This is a genomic window from Prosthecobacter sp. (assembly GCF_044226605.1).
Lineage (GTDB): Bacteria > Verrucomicrobiota > Verrucomicrobiia > Verrucomicrobiales > Verrucomicrobiaceae > Prosthecobacter.
In genome coordinates this window covers 398,623-418,283 of record NZ_JBGAGS010000001.1, presented here as the reverse complement: position 1 = coordinate 418,283, position 19,661 = coordinate 398,623, and the positions used below count along the sequence as shown (strand labels likewise).

Annotated in this window: 17 protein-coding genes and 1 tRNA gene; 13 read left to right on the top strand and 5 right to left on the bottom strand. The window is 60.4% G+C overall.

Annotation, left to right across the window (positions count from 1 at the left end):
• Window positions 1-146: 146 nt before the first annotated feature.
• Entirely contained in the window at window positions 147-1,910 is a 1,764-nt protein-coding gene (locus ACILSO_RS01440; protein ID WP_395735568.1) for a hypothetical protein, read from the top strand.
• Window positions 1,911-2,192: 282 nt separating this feature from the next.
• Here ACILSO_RS01440 and ACILSO_RS01435 read toward each other — a convergent pair whose 3' ends face one another.
• Both ACILSO_RS01435 and ACILSO_RS01430 read right to left on the bottom strand, forming a co-directional pair.
• Window positions 2,193-2,921, bottom strand: coding sequence for a PEP-CTERM sorting domain-containing protein (locus tag ACILSO_RS01435; RefSeq protein ID WP_395735567.1), 729 nt, complete (start codon window positions 2,919-2,921; stop codon window positions 2,193-2,195).
• A gap of 31 nt (window positions 2,922-2,952) precedes the next feature.
• Window positions 2,953-4,005 carry a TIGR02597 family protein gene (locus tag ACILSO_RS01430; RefSeq protein WP_395735566.1) on the bottom strand — a complete coding sequence of 351 codons (1,053 nt, stop codon included), beginning with the start codon at window positions 4,003-4,005 and terminating at the stop codon, window positions 2,953-2,955.
• Window positions 4,006-4,354: 349 nt separating this feature from the next.
• Between ACILSO_RS01430 and ACILSO_RS01425 the strand changes: the two genes are divergently transcribed.
• From ACILSO_RS01425 to ACILSO_RS01390, 8 genes are all read left to right on the top strand, one after another.
• Complete coding sequence (locus ACILSO_RS01425; protein ID WP_395735565.1) at window positions 4,355-6,067, top strand: GspE/PulE family protein; 1,713 nt, start codon at window positions 4,355-4,357, stop codon at window positions 6,065-6,067.
• A 14-nt stretch (window positions 6,068-6,081) separates the two neighbouring features.
• Window positions 6,082-7,314: a type II secretion system F family protein gene (locus ACILSO_RS01420; protein ID WP_395735564.1), complete on the top strand. Its 1,233-nt coding sequence runs from the start codon at window positions 6,082-6,084 to the stop codon at window positions 7,312-7,314.
• An 11-nt stretch (window positions 7,315-7,325) separates the two neighbouring features.
• Window positions 7,326-7,757 (top strand): type II secretion system major pseudopilin GspG, encoded by a 432-nt coding sequence (gene gspG / locus ACILSO_RS01415; protein WP_395735563.1) that lies wholly within the window; start codon window positions 7,326-7,328, stop codon window positions 7,755-7,757.
• A 6-nt stretch (window positions 7,758-7,763) separates the two neighbouring features.
• Window positions 7,764-8,240, top strand: coding sequence for a Tfp pilus assembly protein FimT/FimU (locus tag ACILSO_RS01410; protein ID WP_395735562.1), 477 nt, complete (start codon window positions 7,764-7,766; stop codon window positions 8,238-8,240).
• Window positions 8,237-8,680 carry a type II secretion system protein gene (locus ACILSO_RS01405; protein WP_395735561.1) on the top strand — a complete coding sequence of 148 codons (444 nt, stop codon included), beginning with the start codon at window positions 8,237-8,239 and terminating at the stop codon, window positions 8,678-8,680. The genes ACILSO_RS01410 and ACILSO_RS01405 overlap by 4 nt, the downstream gene beginning before the upstream one ends.
• 10 nt (window positions 8,681-8,690) lie before the next feature.
• Complete coding sequence (locus ACILSO_RS01400; protein WP_395735560.1) at window positions 8,691-9,491, top strand: type II secretion system protein J; 801 nt, start codon at window positions 8,691-8,693, stop codon at window positions 9,489-9,491.
• 242 nt (window positions 9,492-9,733) lie between these two features.
• Window positions 9,734-9,810, top strand: a tRNA-Pro gene (locus ACILSO_RS01395).
• Between the two features lie 36 nt (window positions 9,811-9,846).
• Complete coding sequence (locus tag ACILSO_RS01390; protein ID WP_395735559.1) at window positions 9,847-11,181, top strand: response regulator; 1,335 nt, start codon at window positions 9,847-9,849, stop codon at window positions 11,179-11,181.
• A gap of 1 nt (window position 11,182) precedes the next feature.
• Here the strand turns inward: ACILSO_RS01390 and ACILSO_RS01385 are convergent, their stop codons facing one another.
• Window positions 11,183-13,270: an ATP-binding protein gene (locus ACILSO_RS01385; protein ID WP_395735558.1), complete on the bottom strand. Its 2,088-nt coding sequence runs from the start codon at window positions 13,268-13,270 to the stop codon at window positions 11,183-11,185.
• Window positions 13,271-13,451: 181 nt separating this feature from the next.
• Between ACILSO_RS01385 and ACILSO_RS01380 the strand changes: the two genes are divergently transcribed.
• Genes ACILSO_RS01380 through ACILSO_RS01370 form a run of 3 tightly spaced genes read left to right on the top strand, consistent with a single transcriptional unit; the run spans window position 13,452 to window position 16,415 of the window.
• Entirely contained in the window at window positions 13,452-14,633 is a 1,182-nt protein-coding gene (locus ACILSO_RS01380; RefSeq protein ID WP_395735557.1) for a Gfo/Idh/MocA family protein, read from the top strand.
• Window positions 14,630-15,829 (top strand): N-acetylglucosamine-6-phosphate deacetylase, encoded by a 1,200-nt coding sequence (locus ACILSO_RS01375; protein WP_395735556.1) that lies wholly within the window; start codon window positions 14,630-14,632, stop codon window positions 15,827-15,829. The genes ACILSO_RS01380 and ACILSO_RS01375 overlap by 4 nt, the downstream gene beginning before the upstream one ends.
• The gene (locus ACILSO_RS01370; RefSeq protein WP_395735555.1) at window positions 15,822-16,415 is read left to right on the top strand and encodes a DUF1287 domain-containing protein; all 594 of its coding nucleotides are present in this window, start codon (window positions 15,822-15,824) and stop codon (window positions 16,413-16,415) included. Before ACILSO_RS01375 ends, ACILSO_RS01370 begins: the two co-directional genes overlap by 8 nt.
• Here ACILSO_RS01370 and recJ read toward each other — a convergent pair.
• Window positions 16,403-18,133: a single-stranded-DNA-specific exonuclease RecJ gene (recJ, locus tag ACILSO_RS01365; protein WP_395735554.1), complete on the bottom strand. Its 1,731-nt coding sequence runs from the start codon at window positions 18,131-18,133 to the stop codon at window positions 16,403-16,405. The two genes, ACILSO_RS01370 and recJ, sit on opposite strands and share 13 nt — an antisense overlap.
• Window positions 18,134-18,208: 75 nt before the next feature.
• On the opposite strand from recJ, the gene ACILSO_RS01360 reads away from it, so the two are divergent.
• Window positions 18,209-18,736 (top strand): DUF3592 domain-containing protein, encoded by a 528-nt coding sequence (locus ACILSO_RS01360; RefSeq protein ID WP_395735553.1) that lies wholly within the window; start codon window positions 18,209-18,211, stop codon window positions 18,734-18,736.
• Here the strand turns inward: ACILSO_RS01360 and ACILSO_RS01355 are convergent.
• Window positions 18,722-19,648, bottom strand: coding sequence for a LysR family transcriptional regulator (locus ACILSO_RS01355; protein WP_395735552.1), 927 nt, complete (start codon window positions 19,646-19,648; stop codon window positions 18,722-18,724). The two genes, ACILSO_RS01360 and ACILSO_RS01355, sit on opposite strands and share 15 nt — an antisense overlap.
• Window positions 19,649-19,661: the final 13 nt, after the last annotated feature.

The window sequence follows — 19,661 nt, the reverse complement described above, 5'->3', positions numbered from 1 at the left end:
GCTCTGAATGCAGCAGGTTTTTGGCGTGGGCATTAAGGCAAGTACTTACCGTGGCCTCAGATGCAAGAGGATTTTGCGGAACGAAGCAAGTACAGCTTAAGACTTGCTTTGAGCGTGCTAATCCCCGTTTATGCCGGAGCGAACGCATGACGCTTCGCACCACCTCTGCCTGCGGCATGCCTGAATATCACAACGATGGATTGGTTCCTCCGAAACACGGAGTGCTCTCGCCCTTTGCCATTTTTGCGTGGTGTGCGGTGATCGCCGTTGTGCTAGGCTTCGCCTCTCTGTTTGTGATCAAGTTTGATTTGGAGCGCTTCCGTGGCTCTGCGCATTTTCTTGAGAAGGCGCGGAAGGCGATCGCCCAAAAGGACTGGGCGGGGGCGGTGAGCGGGATCCAGCATATCCAAGGCCGGGACCGGGAGGAGCCTGAGTTTTTGCGAGTGGTGGCGGATTACCTCGAGGCCACCCGTCTGGAACCTGCGGAACTCCACACCATCCTCGACAAACTGGAGGCCAAAGGACGGATGCTTCCAGTGGATTACATCTGGGCCTGCCGGCTCCATCTTGCGGCCGGCAAGATTGACGCTGCACGCCGGGCGCTGGAAAAGGTGCCGGCAGAGGACCGCAGCAGCGCTGATGCCCTCAAGCTGAGCATCACGATTTTGAACGCAGAGGGACACCCGAAAGAGGCGAATGCAGAGGGGGCCCGGCTGTTCCGCCTGTTTCCAGGCGACCCGGAGGTGGTCTTTCGCACCGCCATTAGAGACCTGTCGGGAACATTTCCTGAAATCCAGGAGGCGGCGCTGCGCCGGTTGTGGGACCTGGCGCGCCAGCCCAATGAGTGGGGGCAGAACGCTGTGCGGGTGCTCAGCCAGCAGAAGAACCTCACGGTGGCTGAAGCCAGCAGGCTGCTGGATCTGGCCAACAAACAGCCTGGAATCTCGCCCACTGACAGACTGGGTGTAGTCACGATCCTGCTGCAACTAGATCCGTCCCATCGCGATGACCTGATCAATGCTGAGGTCTCGCGTTACCAAAAAGGAACGAAGCTGGAGAAGGCCCATCTGGGGCGCTGGCTGGCCACGGAGAAGGAATATGACAAGCTGATGTCCCTGGTGCCGGAAGAGGAACTGATGAAATCTCCCGAGCTGTTTCCCATGGTCGCGCAAGGGCTGGCGGCGCAGCAGCGCTGGAGCGAACTGATGAGCCTGATTTCAAAGGACAAGAGGCTGCCGGTGTCCAACGCGCTGGCCGAAACGTGGAGGGCGCTGGCCGCAAAGAATTTGAAACCGGATGATTTCCGCGAACCCCGGGCCCACCTGGAACTGGCGCTGCGTGAAGCAAAAACAGGGAGAGAGCCGTTTGTGCTCTCCTTGGTGGGGCAGATGGGCAACGATGGGAACATGCCTGACATCGCGCTCCAGGCTTATCAGGCGCTGGCGGATCCCGCCTATGGGCAGGAATTTGAGATGTTGGTGAAGTGCTGGGACATGGCCATGCAGATGAAGGATTCGGAGGAGTTGATGAAGATCGCCGTGCGGATGGCGGAACTGCGGCCGGAAAATCATGGGTATGCCTGGAGGCGCGATTACCTTCGCCTGCTTCGGGGAGAAAGGGTGGAAGTTACCCTGGAAGAGGGCCAAGCCGGCCGGTCGGAGGATGAGAAGAACGACGTTCTTCAACTCATGCGGGCCTTGAAGGCTTATCGAATGCATGACATGGCGCAAGTCTCCGAGCATCTCGGCAAGATTCATTCGCCCGAGAGCTTCACGAAGGGGGAAGGGGCGGTGTGCGCGGGACTTCTAGCTGCCAACGGTGACCAGGCCCGGGCGTATGCGATCGCTGAAAAGATTCACCCCGACGTCCTGCTCAAAGAGGAAGAGGTTCTGTGGCGGAAAGCGCTGTAGGAAAGGACTGAAACAACCCGGAGGGTCGAATCAATAAACTGCCGCTGGGACGGGATGAACGTTTGATCTACCTTTTCATTATAGGGGGCTCTGCGTGAGGGAAGGGGCTTTTTTCAACAAAAGAACGCTCATTGATCTCAGTAAACGAAACGAACATGTTGGTTCGCGGATAGGAACGAGCGCGAAACTTTCGGTGATATTGCGGAGTGGCACGAATCAAAATAAAAGAGCGACTATCCGAGGGATAGTCGCTCTTTGTTGGTGAGAAATATTCCAGGAGAACTAGCGACGGCGGCGACGGATCAAGAAAATTCCGAAGCTAACACCAAGCAGGAGTGCGCGAGAAGGTTCAGGAGCTGCAGTAACTGTGGCAAGCTGAACAGCGTTATTTGTGGAAGCAAAACCCGCAGCTGTCAGGTTTGTATTGTTAGCTCCCGAAATGTAGCTGCCAAAAAGCATATTGCGGCTTGCACTGGAGAGGTCGGAGATATCAAAATTCTTCTGCCCGGAGATGTCGGAGGCAGGAAACGTCCAGCTTGGCAGGGTGAAAATCGCCTGTTGGGTTACTGAAGCCTCAGCTGCGCTCAGGGACGAATTATTTGTGGAATTCATCACCCAAAAATACGCTTGGTGACCCGCGATGAACGTAGGATTCGAAGCATAAGAGAAGTTATTGGTCAACTGCTGCCAGCCGCCAGGTCCAGCCGCCCCCAAGCCAGAGTTGGGCGTAGACGTTCCATTTGCAGAGATTTGCAGCGAGCCGAAAGTGTAAAAGTCGGCCGCAAGCGCAGCAGTGCCAGCCACCGTGGCGGCATCAGCGGTGACAGTAGCATCCGACAGGGTCTTGAAGTACCCAATTTGCACCCAACTTCCGATTGGAAGAGCTGCAGCAGTAGAAACGGTGCCTGTGTTAATGACGCCAGTGTCGTTAAAAGCATTCCATGCGACCGAGGCGGCGTTTGAAATATTGGCACCAGCAAGCGCCATCAAGAGAATCAGTGTTTTTTTCATTTTATTGTTCTTTCGGCTCAAACTTGCGGATTTAGTTGAAACTTGCTGGGAATTGAGGAGCTACCCATGAAAATGCGGCGCCATTGCGTTGGATAAACAGCGCGGCACCGGCAGGAATCGGAGTGCTGCTAGCATCGACGTTCGCATTACCCGCTTGCACCCATGTGTTCAAAAGACCGCGGCCGCTGGTCTGATAGTAATACGCAACGAAGGCCGTGCCATTCCAAAACATTACCTGATCTGCGGAGGTTGAACTTCCTCCTGCAACTCCAGTAGACGCATTCCCTGTATACAAATTGGAGGTGCCAAGGGTCATTCCAGTTGCGTAAACGTTGCCAAGAAGGGTGTAACCTGAATTAACGGGAATTGACGTCTGGCCAGTCTTGACGGATCCAGAAATAGTGACTGAAACGTTCGAACTCTGGTTTCGGACGATAAGAATACCATCATCGGGATAGATGACCGTCGTGCCAGCATCAACATTTGCATTGCCACTCTGAACCCAAGCGTTGGTCAAACCACGTCCAGAAGTCTGATAGTAGTAGCTTACGAATGCATTCGCACGAAACAGCTGAACCTGGTCCGCACTGGTGGATGAACCACCTTGCAGTGTGACGGAGGCGCCCGTTCCAAAGACGCTGGCGATGGTCCAATGCTGACGTATTGCATACGAAGTTCCTGCCGTAACGCCGAGTGATGCGAGGCTGACGGAATTAGTGTTCAGCGTCAAAGTCTGGCTTGATGCTGATGTCGCAGTGATATCGATGATATTTCCTGCGGCTGATCCTGACAAAATTTCGATAAAATGAGTCGGAAGCGCACCTGCAGTGGTGCTGTTATAGGCATTGTCCAGCCAAGTTGCAGCACTGTCCGTAATTGTGCTGGTGCCAAAGGAGGTGATTGTCGATTGCAGAAGTGTTGGATTTACAAGCCCCAACGAGGCAAACGTGTATGCAGGTTGCCCGCTTCCACCATTGCCTGCAATGGACATGGTTACGAAGCCCACTGGAGTGGTGGTCACCTGAGCCTGAGCGTAGCTCGCGAGCACAGACAGCAGAACAAGGGTAGGACGGAGGAATTTCATGGCAAGGTGGGCGGAGAATAACAGATTTAGGGAAAGTGGGTAGCAAAAAATTGTCGAATTTTGATCAACTTTTGATTCGTGGCGTACTTACATTGCTGTTTCTATACCCCGCCAGTGCTTCTTCGTTACAAAAAATGTACGAATTCTCCCAGTTTTTGTGGGTGCTGGCGTTCGCGGGTGGGTGGGGGAGGCGATGGGGAGGATGGCGCGGGGGTGGATGGGCGTGAATGCTTAAGAAGAGGGGCAGGGTGGCGTCGGTGCATCATAAATGGCACCTGCCGTATCAGTTGCTTGACGTCTGTTCGCCTTCAGCGTTCAATCATTGCTTTCTGTTGCCCCATTTTCCTCAATGACCACGCTCTTACAATCCAGCGCCCAAGCTGCTGGCGTGGACCCCGCGGACATGCACACCGCCCTGGAACACGCGGCCACAGGCGGAATGTCTCCAGTGCAGGCTCTTATAGAGAGCGGTGCCGTAGACGAACGGCAGTTCACGCGCCATCTGGCGGAGAATCTCCTGTGGGAATGGGTGGAAACTCCGCAGCCAGATCCGGCGGATACCGCAGAACTGAAAAGGCTGATCCCGGCGCGGTTTGCCGTCCGCCACCAAGTCTTTCCGCTGGGATTCAGCGGAGAGGCGCAGCAGAACAACCGCAAACTCCTGCTGGCCTGCCATGATCCGTTTGACCTGACAACCAAGCAGGCGGTGGCGAGGGTTTCGCTGCTGCCGGTGAAATGGTGCCTGACCCCGCGCAGCGAACTTCTGGGAGCCATTCAGCAGCTTTATGGCGTTGGCGCTGAGACGTTTGATGCGCTGATTGAGGCCCGCGGAGACGCCAATGCTGACGGGCACCTGCGCGACGAGGCCAATGTCATTGATGACGAAGACGAGGACGCCTCCGTGGTGAAGTTCGTCAATCAGATCATTCGCGAGGCGCTGGCGCAGAAGGCCACGGATATTCACGTGGAGCCGCAGCCGGACAGCCTGCGCATCCGTTACCGCATCGATGGTTTCTTGCACGAAATTCCCGTGCCGGAAAACATCAAGTCGCTGCAAGCCTCAGTGATCGCGCGCATCAAGGTGATGAGCAAGCTCGACATCGCCGAGAAGCGCCTGCCACAGGACGGACGTATCAATCTGATGGCGGACGGCCAGTCGATCGACGTTCGCGTGGCCTGCATTCCAAGTGTGGAGGGCGAGTCCATCAGCCTGCGTCTCCTGGGACAGGAGCGCTTCACCCTGGACCGCCTGGGGCTGAACCCAGAACACCGCGAGATCATCGAAGGACTGCTGGCCAAGCCGAACGGCATCGTGCTGGTGACGGGGCCGACGGGTTCCGGCAAGTCCACCACGCTCTACACCTTCCTCTCCCAGCTCAACAGCGTGCATCGCCGCATCGTGACCATTGAGGATCCGGTGGAAAACAAGCTGCCGGGCATCGTGCAGATTCCGGTGAAGAGCGAGATCGGCCTGACCTTCGCCAGCGGCCTGCGCAGCATTTTGCGCGGAGATCCAAATGTGGTGATGGTGGGGGAAATTCGTGATCTGGAGACGGCGGAGATCGCCGTGCGCGCCTCGCTGACGGGCCACCTCGTTTTCTCGACGCTGCATACGAATGACGCGCTTGGTGGCATCACGCGTTTGATTGAGATGGGCGTGAAACCCTTCCTGGTCAGTTCGTCTGTGCGCGCATTCATCGCCCAGCGGCTGGTGCGCTGCCTGTGTTCCGCCTGCAAGTCGCCCTCCCGCTACACGCGTGAGGAACTGGTGAAACTGGGTTTCCCCGAGGTGAAAACCAAAACGCTTTATCATGCCACGCCCGGAGGCTGCCAGCAGTGCCGGGGCACGGGGTATGCGGGTCGTATCGCGCTGTATGAATTCGCCATCATGAGCAATGCCATGCAGGCGCTCGTTTCCAAGCGTGGCTCGGAGGCGGAGCTGCTGGCGCAGGCGCGCAAGGAGGGCTTCACCACCATTCGTGAATACGGACTGAAAAAGGCGCTCGAAGGGATCACCACCCTGGAGGAAGTCGCGCGCGTGACGACGGATGAACTTTCCTGACCCGACTCCACGTCATGCCTGCCTTTCAATATCAAGCCCTGGCCGCGGACGGCACCGTCAAAACGGGCTCGCTCGAAGCCAGCGACCGCGGCGATGCGGTGCGCATGCTCTCGCGGCGCGGCTGGCAGGCGCGCTCCGTGCAGCCGCTTTCGGGCGAGCGCCCGAAAGCCGCAGCAGCGCAGGCGGCCGCGGCGGCGCCGGCGGAGATCCGGGTCACCAAGGCGGACGTGATTCGCTTCACCGAAGACATGGGCGATTTGCTGGCCTCCGGCCTGCAGGTGGAGCAGGCGCTGCATGCGATGGAAAACCGCACCTCCTCAGGTCAGGGGGCGCTGGCCAAAAAAGTCCGTGAACTGGTGCGCGATGGCGTGCCGCTTTCCGCTGCGCTGCGGCAGATTTCGACCTCGTTTGACGAATTGTACTGCAACATGATCGCAGCCGGGGAAAACAGCGGCTCGCTGCCGGAGATCATGGACCGCCAGTCACGGCACCTGCGTTTGATGGAGACGCTGCACGGCAAGGTGGTGGGAGCGCTGATCTACCCGGCCTTCCTCATCGTTTCAGGGGCGGCACTGGCCATCGTCATGGTCACCTACCTGCTGCCCAAGCTGGCCGGCCTGCTGGGAGGCGGGGGCAAGGAACTGCCAGCGATGATCAAGGCGAGCCTGTGGCTTTCCGATTTTCTAAAGCACTGGTGGTGGGCCTTGCTCATCTTTTTGGGCGTGGTGTTCATGGCGCTGTTTGCGCTGCGGAAGTCCGCCGCCTTTGTTTCGGAATGGCACAAGCTGCTGCTCACGCTGCCTGGCATCCGGGACATCACGCGTTCGCATTTTGAGCTGCTGTATTTTGAGACGCTGGGCAGCCTGCTGAGCGGCGGCGTGCCTCTGCTCTTTGCGCTCGAACTGGTGCGCAAGGCGGTGACCAACCTGCATCTGCGCAAGGGGCTGTCCAGGGCCGAGGAACTGGTGCGTGAGGGAGCTTCCCTGAGCACCGCCATGCGCAAGACGGAGGTGCTCGGCTCACAGTCCGTCGACGTCATTCGCATCGGCGAAGACACGGGGCACCTGTCCGAAGTGCTGGGGAAAGCGGCAGGCCGCATGGACGTGCAGCTCACGCGGACCATTGAACGAGTGACCGCGCTGATCCAGCCCTGCCTTCTGCTGGTGATGGCCGTACTTGTCGGCGGCCTTGTTTGGACGATGGTGAACATCGTTTTCTCCACTCTCAGCCAGTTGAATCATCGTTAACCACCCATCGTATGAAACACATCCGTCGCCAGCCCTTGCACACCCGTGCATTCACCCTCCTCGAAATGATGATCGTGCTGCTCATCATCGCCCTGATCATTGGCAGCGTGGCAGTGATGGTGAACGGCATTGAAAAGAATGCCGAGTCAGTCGCCGCCGGGGCCAAGATCAAGCAGCTCCAGAGCGCGCTGGTAGCCTACAAGATCGCGAATCTCATCCCGCCGACGCAGGAGCAGGGCCTCGAAGCATTGAACAAACGTCCGACCGCCGCCCCCGCGCCGAAGCGGTGGACCCAGTTGGTGAAAGAGGATGCGCTCATTGATCCCTGGGGGCGCAAGTACGCATATCGCAATCCCGGCAAACACAATGTCGGCGGTTATGACGTGCTCTCCTTTGGCCCTGATGGCATCGAGAACACCGAAGACGACATCGGCAACTGGTAACCGGCCATGCCGATGCAACGCCGCGCTGGATTCACCCTGCTGGAGATGATCGTGGTGCTGGCCATCGCGGCTCTCATCATTGGCATCGGTGCTGGTGCGGTGCAGCGGATGGCGCAGGAGAACGAACTGCGGAAGGTGTCGCAGGATGTGGAGGCGTTGTTCATGCAGGCCGCCCAGAGGGCCTCCGCCACCTCCATCACCCAGATGGTGGTGTTTGATCAGGACGGGGTGGAACTGACGGGCGCCAATCCCCAGGCCGGTGGCGCCGGGATGCGTGTGGCATTTCCGGCAGGCACCAAGTTCCAGCTGAGACGCATGGGCTCGGACCGATGGGGGGCTGCCGCAGGGCAGCGCCTGATGATTCTTCCCGGCGGATTGTGCGAGCCGCTGGGACTTCGGCTCGACTGGCAGAATTCCACGGTGCGTGCCTCGCTGGATCCGCTGACGGGCGGTTTCGTGGACGTGGAGGAGGTGCTGCAATGAATTCTTCCGCACATCTTCGCAGAGGCCTGCGCTTCAGGGCGGCGGCTTTCACCCTGCTGGAGGTGCTGCTCGCTGTCTTTGTCTTCAGCCTGGCTGCGGTCGCGCTGGTGGAGGCGGTGCAGCAGGTGGGGGATTCCACGGTGCTGCAACGTCAGGAAGGCATGGTGCAGGATCGCATGAACTCCCTGCTGACGGAGCATTCCCGTCTGCTATGGAAACAGCCTGCGCCAGCCAGTGCCACGAGCGAAAAGGTGCTCGAAGAAGACGGGGTCACCTACACTCTGCAGGTGGCTCCGCTGGAACTGAAAAACAAGGACGGACAGCCTCTCCCGGAGATGGTCCAAGTGGCGATCGTGGCGACTTGGAAAGAGGGCGCCAGCAAGCAGGAAGCCTCCGCCAGCACATGGGTCTTCCGCCCGCTGTTTCGTCCTGGCCAATAACTTTTCCCCCATGATCACGTCACTCCGCGCCGGCACTTCCAGAAGGGGATTCACCCTGCTGGAAATGGTGATCGTGCTGGGGATCACGGCCATGCTGCTCACGGCGATGTACAGCATCTCGCAGGGGACGATCACACTCGCGGACGACATTGAAAAGCATCAGCGCCGGGAGCGCCGCCTCTACTCCTACATTGATTTCTGCCAGCATCTGTTTTCCAACCTTCCCGCCAGTGCCGCCATGAACCTGAAGACCACGCAGGACGGCTCCTCCTACCTCTGCACCTTGGAGTTTCAAAACGTGCGCTCGCCTTTTGATGGAGCGCCCCAGCAGATCGTGACGCTGAAAACGGCCACGCTGGCAGGTGGAGGCCTCAAGCTCATCCTCACCTCCCAGAAGATGCCAGATCCGCAGGTGCTTCCTGGCCACAGCAGCCATCCCCTGACACAGGTCGTGCTGCTGGACAATCTGGCGCAGTATGAATGGCGGGCGTTTGACACCGCCAGTGGTCAGTGGACTTCCACCTGGCGCGAACAGCTCCCCAACCTCATGACCGCTCCGCCCACACCGCCGGCAGGAGTGGTTCAAGGCACAGGAGGAGCTGCCGGGACCGCCGTCGCAGGGGGCGTCGTCGCCGGTAATATCAATGTGGCGAATCCCAACACCGTGGGGAATGCCGCCGCTGTGCCTGTCATGGACACGGCGGTACGTTCCCTGCACCCGCTCATGCTGGAGTTGAAGATGGCGTCAGGCATTGATCCTCCGCACCGGTGGGTGTTTTGGATTCCGCCATCGGAGCAGCCGATGCGCTGAAGGCAGGCAGTTTTCAGAAGCTGTGGGAATGACGAATCAGCTTGCCCTTAAGAACGGGGAACGCATAATAACGGGCGTTTGACGGGCATGGGCCTGAGCCTGCTCCAACCTTCCCAGACTTCTGCGGGCCGCCTGCCGGGTGTGCCCACGGTTTGTGAAAGTGGAGCTTGCAAAGCCGGTGTTTCCGCGAACTTTTGGGGCCTGCCGGATCAGCTTCAAATTCTTTGAGTTAATGTATGATTCGGGCTGTAGCGCAGTCTGGTAGCGCGCTTCGTTCGGGACGAAGAGGTCGTGGGTTCGAATCCCGCCAGCCCGACCACGGCTCCTGCGCGTAATTGAGTTTCAGAGGCTAGACATGGCGACTCCAACCCCACCCAAAAAAATCCTGCTCGCCGAAGACGTGCGCGCACTCTCCCTGCGGCTTTCGCATGCGCTTGAAACCCACGGCTACATCGTGCGTGTGGCGGAAGACGGGGAGGAGTGCCTGGAGCAGATGGAAGAGTTCAAGCCGGACCTGCTGGTGCTGGACCTGATCATGCCGAAAATGAACGGGCTGGAGGTGCTGCGGCACCTGCGGTCTCAGCAGGCCACGCAGCACATGCCGGTGATCGTCTGCACGGCGAAAGATTATTCCACGGAACTCAAGCACATTCAGCAGACCGGGCCGGTGGACGTGCTGATCAAGCCGTTTGATCCCGAGCTACTGCTGGAAAAGCTGCAGCAGTATTTTCATGAAGCCGCCTCCACCAAGGGGATCACGCACCGGGATCATCTTCCCGTGACCGCGGAGCAGTACGCGCCGGTGCTGGACGTCAAGCGTCCGCACGTGAAGCTGTGGGGCACGCGTGGTTCCATTCCGGTGTGCGGGGCTCGCTACGCGCAGCATGGTGGCAACACCACCTGCTTTGAGTACAACACAGGAAAAGAGCGCATCATGTTTGATGCCGGCTCCGGGCTGCGGGATGCGGGGCAGTCCTTTCTGGCGGGCGGTCCCTGCCACATCCACCTTTTTATCACGCACACTCACTGGGACCACATTCAGGGCTTCCCCTTCTTCACACCGATCTACGTGCCAGGTTTTGAGATCACTGTCTATGGCGAGCGCGGCTTTGGCAAAAACATCGAGTCGCTGCTGTGCGGCCAGATGGACCGCGACTACTTCCCCATCCAGCGCGAAGATTTGCGCGCCAAGATCAACTTTGTGTTTCTGGATGACGCGCCGGTGAAGATTGGCGATGTCTCTGTGACACGCGAGTTCACCCAGCATCCCGGCGCCACGGTGGGCTTCAAGGTGACGCACAATGGATGGAGCGTGGCCTTCGTGCCCGACAATGAATTCCTGCAAGGTTACATGGGGCCTCCGACCCAGCTGACGCGGGACTCCAATCTTGTGGTGCCCTACGAACCCATGCTGGCCTTCCTGGATGGCGTGGACCTCCTGGTGCACGAGGCCCAGTACCTGCCGGCAGATTATCCCAAACGCATTGGCTGGGGACATTCCAATCTGGCCACGGCCTGCGCGCTGACCAGGCTGGTGGGTGCCAAGAAATGGATCGTGGTGCATCATGATCCAGATCACGATGACCCTGCGCTTCAGGCCAAGCTGAACCTGACGCGGCAGATTCTAAAGGAAGTGGGGCACCCGATCCACGTCGTGCATGGCTATGATGGCATGACGGAGTACCTTTGAATCAGATGCCGGGGTCAAACGATGCGGTGAGGGCGTCTCCAAGCAGGGCGCACTCCTTCTTCAACTGATCATACATCATTCGCGCGCCCTTCAGGTCTTCCGCGTGGGTGTATTCGCACAGCTCGTTGGCAAGCTTCAGCGCCTTGTTGGCGGCATAAACTCCCAGCATGCCCTTGAGGGAATGCGCGGCCTCATAGGCGGGTTTGGCTTTGCCGGAGGCAAGCGCCTTCTCGGCTTTGCGCAGGTACTTTTGCGAGTCTTCAGAGAAGATGGCCACCAGCTTGCGCATGAGTTTTTCATCCCCGGTGGACTCACGAAACTCGGCAAGATCAAATGGAGGGTCTTCAGGCTGGGGGCGGTCGGCCGCGGAGGCGGAATCTGCCGCGGCGTGGCCAGGCTCCTCTTCCGTCTTCCGCCTGGAAAACTGTTCCACGACCTGAAACAGTTCAGCGGAGCGCAGCGGCTTGGAAATGTAGTCGTCCATTCCTGCGGCCAGGCAGAGCTCGCGGTCGCCCTTCATGGCATTGGCCGTCATGGCAATGATGGGGACATGCCTGCCGGTGTCCTTCTCTCCCTGCCGAATTTTTGCGGTGGCCTCATAGCCGTTGATGCCGGGCATGTGGACGTCCATGAGAACGGCGTCGAACGGCTCCTTTTTGAGGAGTTCAATGGACTCCCGGCCTGTGGACGCCAGCGTCACCGTGTGGCCGCGTTTTTCCAGCATGCGGGCACCGACGAGCTGATTGATGTGGCCGTCCTCGACGATCAGCACCTTCATGGATGAATGAGCGGTGACGACCGGCTCGATGCGGGGGGACTTGGGCTTGATCGAGATGCCGCTGGTGCGCCCAAAAACGGCGTTGAAGTGGAAGGTGCTGCCCGTGCCGGGCTGGCTCTCCACCCAGATGCGGCCTTGCATGAGAGCAACGAGGTCCCGGCAGATGGCCAGCCCCAGGCCGGTGCCGCCATAGCGCCGCGAGGTGGAGGTCTCCGCCTGGGTGAACGCCTCGAAAATGCTCTCCTGCATCTCATTGGCAATGCCGATGCCGGTGTCGTTGATCTTGAAATGCAGGGTGACGAGGTCTGCGGTCTCGGACTCCACGGAGACCTCGATGGTGACGCCGCCCTTGTGCGTGAACTTGATGGCGTTGCCAATCAGATTGATGAGGATCTGCCGCAGCCGGCCGTCATCGCCGATGAGGCGCGCGGGAACCTCCGGGCTCAGGTGGTGGAGCAGCACGAGGCGCTTTTGAAACGCACGCACTCCCATGGCCTGGGCCACCTCGGTGACGATCTCATTGAGATCAAACTCATGCGAGTCCAGCTCCATTCTGCCGGCCTCGATTTTGGAGAAGTCGAGGATGTCATTGAGCAGCTCAAGCAGCGAGTCGGCGGAATGCTTGAGCATTTCCAGGTATTCGCGCTGGGTTTCGTTCAGGCTCGTCTCCAGCAGCAGCTCGCTCATGCCGATGACGCCGTTCATCGGCGTGCGGATTTCATGGCTCATGTTGGCCAGAAAGGCGCTTTTGGCATGGTTGGCGGACTCGGCGTCGTGCCTGGCCTTTCGCAGCTCCTCCTCGTCGCGCTTGCGCTCGGTCACGTCGGTGTGGGAGCCCGCCATGCGGTAGGGCTTGCCATGCTCATCCCTTAGCGCACGACCGCGGGCGAGAATCCAGCGCCAGCTGCCATCCTTGTGGCGGAAGCGGAACTCCACGGCATAGCGGGGGATGCGGCTTTCGAGGTAATCGTTCAGCGTGGCCATCACCCGGTCATGATCCTCGGGATGAAGGAGGTTTTCGAACGTGCTGAAGTCGTTGGCGATCTCATCGTCCGCGTAGCCGATCATGCTCTTCCAGGGCGGAGAGAAGAAGACCTTGTTGGTGCGGATGTCCCAGTCCCAGATGCCGTCACTGGTGCCTCGTACGGCGAGAGCGAAGCGCTCCTCGCTTTCCGCGAGTTCGCGCACGGCCTCGGCAGGCGCATTGGGCAGGCGCAGGCGGCAGGCATGGAGCATGGTCTCCAGTTCTCGAATACGCTGCTTTAACTCCGGTACGGAGTCTTTGGCGGCATGCTCTTGAGTCTCTGACATGGGGTTGGTGATGTCCGCGGCACGGTTGGGGACGGACACGGGAGATGAATAGACACAATTCTGCGCAAACAAACTCAAAAGGTGAATTCAGAGCGGCAAAGTACCACCCGGGGCCGGGGGAAAGCCGCAAAATCCATCTAAGTGCGTGTTTGCCACCGCGGCTGACGTTCTTGTCCCCCGCATGAACCGCCGCCATCTTCTCGCCTCCCTTCCTGCTGTTTTCGCCGCTTCCAGCTTTGCTGCCGCGGCTGACTCCAAACTCCGCGTCGCCGTAATAGGCCACACGGGCCGTGGCAACTACGGCCACGGACTCGACACGATGTGGCTCAAAATCCCCGCAGTGGAAATCGCCGCCGTGGCCGATGCTGATGAGAACGGGCTGAAGGCTGAACTGAAAAAGCTCGGGGTGGAAAAGGGCTACGCCGACTACCATGCGATGCTCAAGGAAGTGAAGCCGGACATTGTGGCGATAGGCCCGCGTCACCTGGACCAGCACCGGGACATGCTGCTGGCGGCCATCCAATCCGGTGCGCGGGGCATCTACATCGAAAAACCTTTCTGCCGCAGCTTGGCCGAGGCTGACGAGGTGATCGCCGCGGCGGAAAAGGCAGGAACGAAGATCGCCGTGGCGCACCGCAACCGCTACCACCCGGTGCTGCCCGTGATTGCGAAGCTGATCAAGGAAGATGCGATCGGCCGGGTGCTGGAAATGCGCGGCCGTGGCAAGGAAGACCCCCGCGGCGGCTCGCTGGATCTCTGGGTGCTCGGCACGCACCTCTTCAACCTGGCCACCTACTTTGGCGGAGCACCACAGGCCTGCTGCGCCACCGTGCTGCAGGACGGAAAACCCATCACCAAGGCTGATGTGAAGGAGGGCGACGAGGGCATCGGTGCGCTCGCGGGCAACGAAGTGCACGCCCGTTTCGAGCTGGCCGGCGGTGTCCCGATGTTTTTCGACTCCATCCAAAATGCGGGAACCAAGGAGGCGGGCTTCGGCCTGCAGATCATCGGCACCAAGGGCATCATCGATTTCCGCATCGACAAGGAGCCGGTGGCGCATCTTTGCGCCGGGAGCCCGTTCAATCCGGCGCTCAAGGAGCCGCGGCAGTGGCAGCCCATCACCACCGCAGGCATCAACAAGCCGGAACCCATCCCCAATCTCGGCGCGCAACTCGCCAGCCATGAAACCGCCGGGCTGGATCTCATAGCCGCGATCCGTGAAAATCGTGCGCCGCTGATCGATGCGCTGCAGGGGCGTGAAACCATTGAGATGGTCAGCGCAGTGTTTGAATCTCACCGGCTCAACGGCCAGCGGGTGAGCCTGCCGCTGAAGACACGCGTCAATCCGCTCACGCTGCTATGAAAACGGCGCCGCTGGTCATTCAAAATGGCACGCTGATTCTTCCTGATCGTCTGATCGAAGGTGGAGCGGTGCTGTGCGAGCGTGGAAAGATCAAGGCCGTGGGCAAACGCATCGCGGTGCCGAAGAATGCGGTGGTGGTGGATGCCAAGGGCGGTTACATCAGCCCCGGATTCATCGACATCCATGTGCACGGCGGAGCCGGGGCGGATTTCATGGACGGCACGGTGGCGGCGGTGCGGACGGCGCTGAAGGCCCATGCGCGGCATGGCACCACCTCGATCTTTCCCACCACCACGACGGGGGCGCCGGAGCAGATCCTTGCAATGCTGGGCGCATGCCAGGAGGCAAAAGGTGCGTGGCACCCGGAGCATGGCTCCCGCATCGCAGGGGTGCACCTGTATGGGCCGTATTTTGCAGAGGACAAGGTGGGCTGCCACTCGCGCGAGGGGCGGCGTGCTCCCTTGCAGGAGGAATATGCGCGGTGGTTCAAAGATGATCTGGTGCGCATAGCCACCTGCGCGGCTGAGCTGCCAGGAGCGGAGGATTTCTACCGCATGGCGCGCAAGAAGCGCTGCCTGATCACCTGCGGGCACTCCAACTCCAACTGGGCGGAGATGGCGCGTGCGTACAAGGCGGGCATGCGGCATGTGGACCATTTCTGGTGCGCAATGAGTTCCGTGGCCTCCCTGCGCACACGCTTTGGCACGCCCATGCAGGCGAGCATGGAGCAGTTCGTGCTCGCCAATGCGGAGATGAGCACCGAGGTCATTGCGGATGGCATGCACCTCGCCCCGGAGCTGCTGGATTTTGCCTTTCGCATGAAAGGGCCGCGGAGGCTGTGCCTCGTGACGGACTGCAACCGCGCGCTGGACATGCCGCCGGGCAGGTATCGCTTTGGTACCGAGGAGGATGGCTCCTGGTTTGAGAGTGATGGGAAGGTGGGCTTTGTCCCCGGGCAGGGGCTGGCGAGCTCGGTGGTGGGGCTGGATCACATGGTGCGCCACATGAAGAAGAGCACCTCCGCCACGCTGGCGGATGCCGTGCGCATGGCCAGCCTCACGCCGGCGGAGCGCACCGGCATGGCCAGAAGCTGCGGCAGCCTGGAGAAAGGAAAGCTGGCGGACGTGCTGGTGCTGAACCGCCGCCTTGAAGTTCAACGCACCTTCATCTCGGGTGTCGAAGTGCCGCATGACTGACCTGACCCGCCGCAGTTTTCTTTTTTCCGCCTGCGCCACTCTGTGCCATGCCCAGCAGAGCACTCCATCCTTTGCCGAGCGCTTGGTCCAGGCGGCGCTGGAACGCCTGAACCACCGGGTGCGCTACGATCCCGCGTATGTGCAGCTGGACTATCCCAATGGTGATGTGCCTGCTGACACCGGCGTGTGCACGGATGAGGTCATCCGCAGCTACCGTGCGCTGGGCATCGACCTGCAGAAGCTGGTGCATGAAGACATGAAAAAAGCCTTTGCCGCCTACCCGAAGGAATGGGGGCTGCGCACCACGGACAGAAACATCGACCACCGCCGTGTGCCGAATTTGCAGACTTTTTTCAAGCGCCGCGGAGCTTCACTGCCTGTTACGCAGAAAGCGGAGGATTACCTGCCCGGAGATCTCATTACATGCACGGTGGCAGGCAGGCTGCCGCACATCGCCATCGTGGTGCCAGCGCCAGACGGCGGTGCGGAGCCGTGGATCGTGCACAACATCGGCCAGGGGCCCAAGCATGAGGGGCGCCTGTTTGAGTTTCCGCTGACAGGACACTACCGCTATCACCCGCGCTGAACGGAAGCGGAGGTTCGCACGGCCTCCAGCGTGAGCTGCCACTGCTCCGTGCCACGGAACCAGCCGCGCTGGATGCGCATGGCCACATCCCACGGGGCAGGGGGGAGATTGCCGATGGGCGCATTGAACCAGCGTGCCTCCATGGAGGCGCCCTCCTGGGTGAGGATAATGCGCAGGTGCTTTTCCTTCATGGTGCGGCCTGGCAGCTTGGGCTTCACATTCCGGCAGAGGAAGAGCGGCTCGGGGTTCTTCTGGCCAAAGGGCTCCAGCAGCTTGTAGCTGTCAAAAAAGCTTAGCGAGAGATCGCGCAGCTTCACCTCGGCATCGAGCTCCAGAACGGCGGTCATGGCTTCCTTGCTCAGGGCTTCGCGTGCAGCCACCTGAAAGGCGGTGCGGAAGGCGTCGATCTTGTCTTCATGGACGGAAATGCCCGCGGCCATGGCATGGCCGCCACCGCCGAGAAGGTGAGCGCGGCAGATGTCGATGGCCTCCACCAGGGAGAAGCCAGGAATGCTGCGCCCGCTGCCTTTGCCGACGCCATTTTCATCGATCGAAACCAGAATGGTCGGCCGGTGGCACAAGCGTGAAATGCGGGAGGCGACGATGCCGATCACACCCGGGTGCCATTTGCGCGAGGCCAGCACAATGGCGGAGACTTTTTCCATGTCGCCCAGGGAATGGAGCATGGCCTCGGCCTCCAGGTGCACCTGCTGCTCCACGTTTTGGCGGTCCTTGTTGTGCGCTTCCAGCAGTTCGGCCAGTGCCTCCCCTTCTTCTGGATCTGACGCGAGCAGAAGCTGCAGCGCCGTGGCGGCGGTGTCGAGCCGTCCCGCCGCATTGAGGCGCGGCCCCAGGCGGAATCCCACGTGATGCGTCTGCACCAGGCCTTCCACGCCTGCGATCTGCTTCAGGGCCTTCAGGCCATGGCGCGTGGTCTGTGCCAGTGCCTCCAGCCCGCGCCGCACCAGCAGGCGGTTTTCATCGACCAGCGGCACAAGGTCCGCCACAGTGCCGAGCGCCACAAGATCGAGCGTCTCTTTGAGGTCGTAGCTGCTGAGCATGCGCGTCTTCAGCAGCGCATGAGAAACCTTGAAGACCAGTCCCGCAGTGCAGAAGTAGTGGTAGTCCTTGCCCAGCTTCGGATTTACCAGCGCCAGACAGTCCGGCCGGCCAAGCGGGGAAAGCTCGTGGTGGTCGATGATGACGCAGTCCACACCGTCGGCGCGCAGCTTGGCCACCTCCTTGATCGACGTCGTGCCGCAGTCGAGCGCGATGAACAGGTCCGGCTTGCCAAACTGCTCGTAGCATTTGGCGATGCCGTCCATGCTCAGCCCGTAGCCTTCCTCCATGCGAGTGGGCAGGAACAGATGCGTGGAGAGTCCGTAGGCCTTCAGGATGAGATGCATCAGCGCCATCGAGGTGACGCCATCCACATCGTAGTCGCCGTAGAGAACGACGCTTTGTTTGGCATCCACTGCGCGTAAAATGCGCTCCACGGCGGTTTTCATCTCCGGCAGCACGGTGGGATCTCCCAGGGTGGCGAGCTTGGGCACGAGGAAATCGCGCGCGAGCTCCACGGTGCTGAGGCCGCGCTGCACCAGAAGCTGCGCCATGAGCTGGGACAGCCCCATGTCCGCCGCGAGCTCGGCAGCGCCCTCCACTGCGGGCTTCAGAAGCCAGCGTGGCGGACGGATGGAGACGGGGACGGGTTCAGACATGCGGAAATTTGCGAGATGTGCGCATCTCTGTATGGAACACGCGTGAAGCGTAGTCAAAGCCTGCTTCCCGAACGCATGTCGCAGAATCAATTTGCATCTCAATCAGGCCGCTGGTGGCTTGGCACGGTGGGAGTCTTCCTCATTGTGGCAGGTTCCTTCTTTTCGTGGCGCATGTGGCTCTCGTACAAAGAGGCGCAGATCACGCGGCAATGGCTTCAGGTTTCATGCCGCATTCTGTCCTCCCGCGTGGTAAGCGAGCGCCCCACGCCGCACTCAGATCCCGCGCACCGCGCCGAGGTGCGCTATGAATATGAGGTGAATGGAGTGAAGCACAGCGGCATGCGCATCCGGAAGGTGGAGGCTGCGCCGACGCTGCATTTGGAGAACGCACGGCAGAAACAGCAGAAATATCCGCCGGGTTCGGAGCAGGTTTGTTTCGTGAATCCTGCGGCACCGGATGAGGCCGTGCTGGAGCACGCCTCCCGCGCGGCGCTGTACTCCATCTGGTTTCCGCTGCTCTTTGTGCTGGGTGGGTTTGGTATGCTGAGGGGGGCCTTCAGGCAGGTAAAGCAGCCGCTGCAGGGCGCCTCATGCAGCCCCTGAAAAGCGGGAGGAGTGTGCCAGTTCCCGTGCACAAACCTCCCGGACACAGTTTCGCAGCCAGCTATGCGCGGGATCGGCATCCAGCCGCGGGTGCCAGAGCAGCGACACAACAAACGGAGGCGCTGGAAAAGGCAGCTTGAAGCTGTGCATGTCCGTCCGCAGAACACCTGTGTGAAGCGCTGGCACCGTGGCGATAAGGTCCGACGCCCGAGCCAATGAGAGCGCGGTGGCAAAGCCCCCCACGACGACCGCCACCTGCCTTTGCAGACCCAGCGGATCCATGGCCGCCTCCACGAGGCCCTTTTCAAAGCCTTTGCGCGAGACGGAAACATGACGCCCTCCCGTGTAGAGAGAGCGGGTGATCTTCACCTTGCTCAGCGGATGTCCTTTTCTCACCACACCCACAAAGCGATCCTGGAACAGCGCCTTTGCCCGCACCTCAGGGCCGAGCGCTTCGTCCACAACTCCGGTTTCCAGGTCGACCGTCCCTTCGCGCAGCGGACGGCTGTCCTTGTCGGCTTTGGACATGAAGCACACCCTCGCGCGTGGGGCTTCTCTTTCCATGCGGGAAAGCAGCGCAGCGCCAAAGTTTTCCACAAAGCCCTCGCTGGTACGCAGGAAGAAGGTGCGCGTCAGCTGAGAAAGATTGACTGGCCGGGAAGGCCGCAGCACGGCCTCGGCCTCCCGCACCACCTGGCCGACGCGCGCGCGCAATTGCTCCGCCCGGGGAGTGAGCACCAGGCTGCGCCCGGCGCGGACTAGCAGGGGATCTCCGGTGGTCTCGCGCAGCCGTGCCAGCGCCCTGCTCATGGCCGAGGTGCTGAGCCGCAGCCTTTGTGCGGCGCGTGCCACGCTGCCTTCCTCAAGCAGCACATTCAATGTCGGTAGCAGGTTCAAATCCGCCGTGGTCATGCCGCAACGCTAA

Bases quoted from the DNA above. Each gene is read 5' to 3' on its own strand.
- ACILSO_RS01425 (WP_395735565.1), top strand. From the start codon at position 4,355: ATGACCACGCTCTTACAATCCAGCGCCCAAGCTGCTGGCGTGGACCCC.
- ACILSO_RS01360 (WP_395735553.1), top strand. From the start codon at position 18,209: ATGTCGCAGAATCAATTTGCATCTCAATCAGGCCGCTGGTGGCTTGGC.
- ACILSO_RS01420 (WP_395735564.1), top strand. From the start codon at position 6,082: ATGCCTGCCTTTCAATATCAAGCCCTGGCCGCGGACGGCACCGTCAAA.
- ACILSO_RS01400 (WP_395735560.1), top strand. From the start codon at position 8,691: ATGATCACGTCACTCCGCGCCGGCACTTCCAGAAGGGGATTCACCCTG.
- ACILSO_RS01390 (WP_395735559.1), top strand. From the start codon at position 9,847: ATGGCGACTCCAACCCCACCCAAAAAAATCCTGCTCGCCGAAGACGTG.
- ACILSO_RS01410 (WP_395735562.1), top strand. From the start codon at position 7,764: ATGCCGATGCAACGCCGCGCTGGATTCACCCTGCTGGAGATGATCGTG.
- ACILSO_RS01370 (WP_395735555.1), top strand. From the start codon at position 15,822: ATGACTGACCTGACCCGCCGCAGTTTTCTTTTTTCCGCCTGCGCCACT.
- ACILSO_RS01405 (WP_395735561.1), top strand. From the start codon at position 8,237: ATGAATTCTTCCGCACATCTTCGCAGAGGCCTGCGCTTCAGGGCGGCG.
- recJ (WP_395735554.1), bottom strand. From the start codon at position 18,133: ATGTCTGAACCCGTCCCCGTCTCCATCCGTCCGCCACGCTGGCTTCTG.
- ACILSO_RS01380 (WP_395735557.1), top strand. From the start codon at position 13,452: ATGAACCGCCGCCATCTTCTCGCCTCCCTTCCTGCTGTTTTCGCCGCT.
- gspG (WP_395735563.1), top strand. From the start codon at position 7,326: ATGAAACACATCCGTCGCCAGCCCTTGCACACCCGTGCATTCACCCTC.
- ACILSO_RS01435 (WP_395735567.1), bottom strand. From the start codon at position 2,921: ATGAAAAAAACACTGATTCTCTTGATGGCGCTTGCTGGTGCCAATATT.
- ACILSO_RS01385 (WP_395735558.1), bottom strand. From the start codon at position 13,270: ATGTCAGAGACTCAAGAGCATGCCGCCAAAGACTCCGTACCGGAGTTA.
- ACILSO_RS01440 (WP_395735568.1), top strand. From the start codon at position 147: ATGACGCTTCGCACCACCTCTGCCTGCGGCATGCCTGAATATCACAAC.
- ACILSO_RS01355 (WP_395735552.1), bottom strand. From the start codon at position 19,648: ATGACCACGGCGGATTTGAACCTGCTACCGACATTGAATGTGCTGCTT.
- ACILSO_RS01375 (WP_395735556.1), top strand. From the start codon at position 14,630: ATGAAAACGGCGCCGCTGGTCATTCAAAATGGCACGCTGATTCTTCCT.
- ACILSO_RS01430 (WP_395735566.1), bottom strand. From the start codon at position 4,005: ATGAAATTCCTCCGTCCTACCCTTGTTCTGCTGTCTGTGCTCGCGAGC.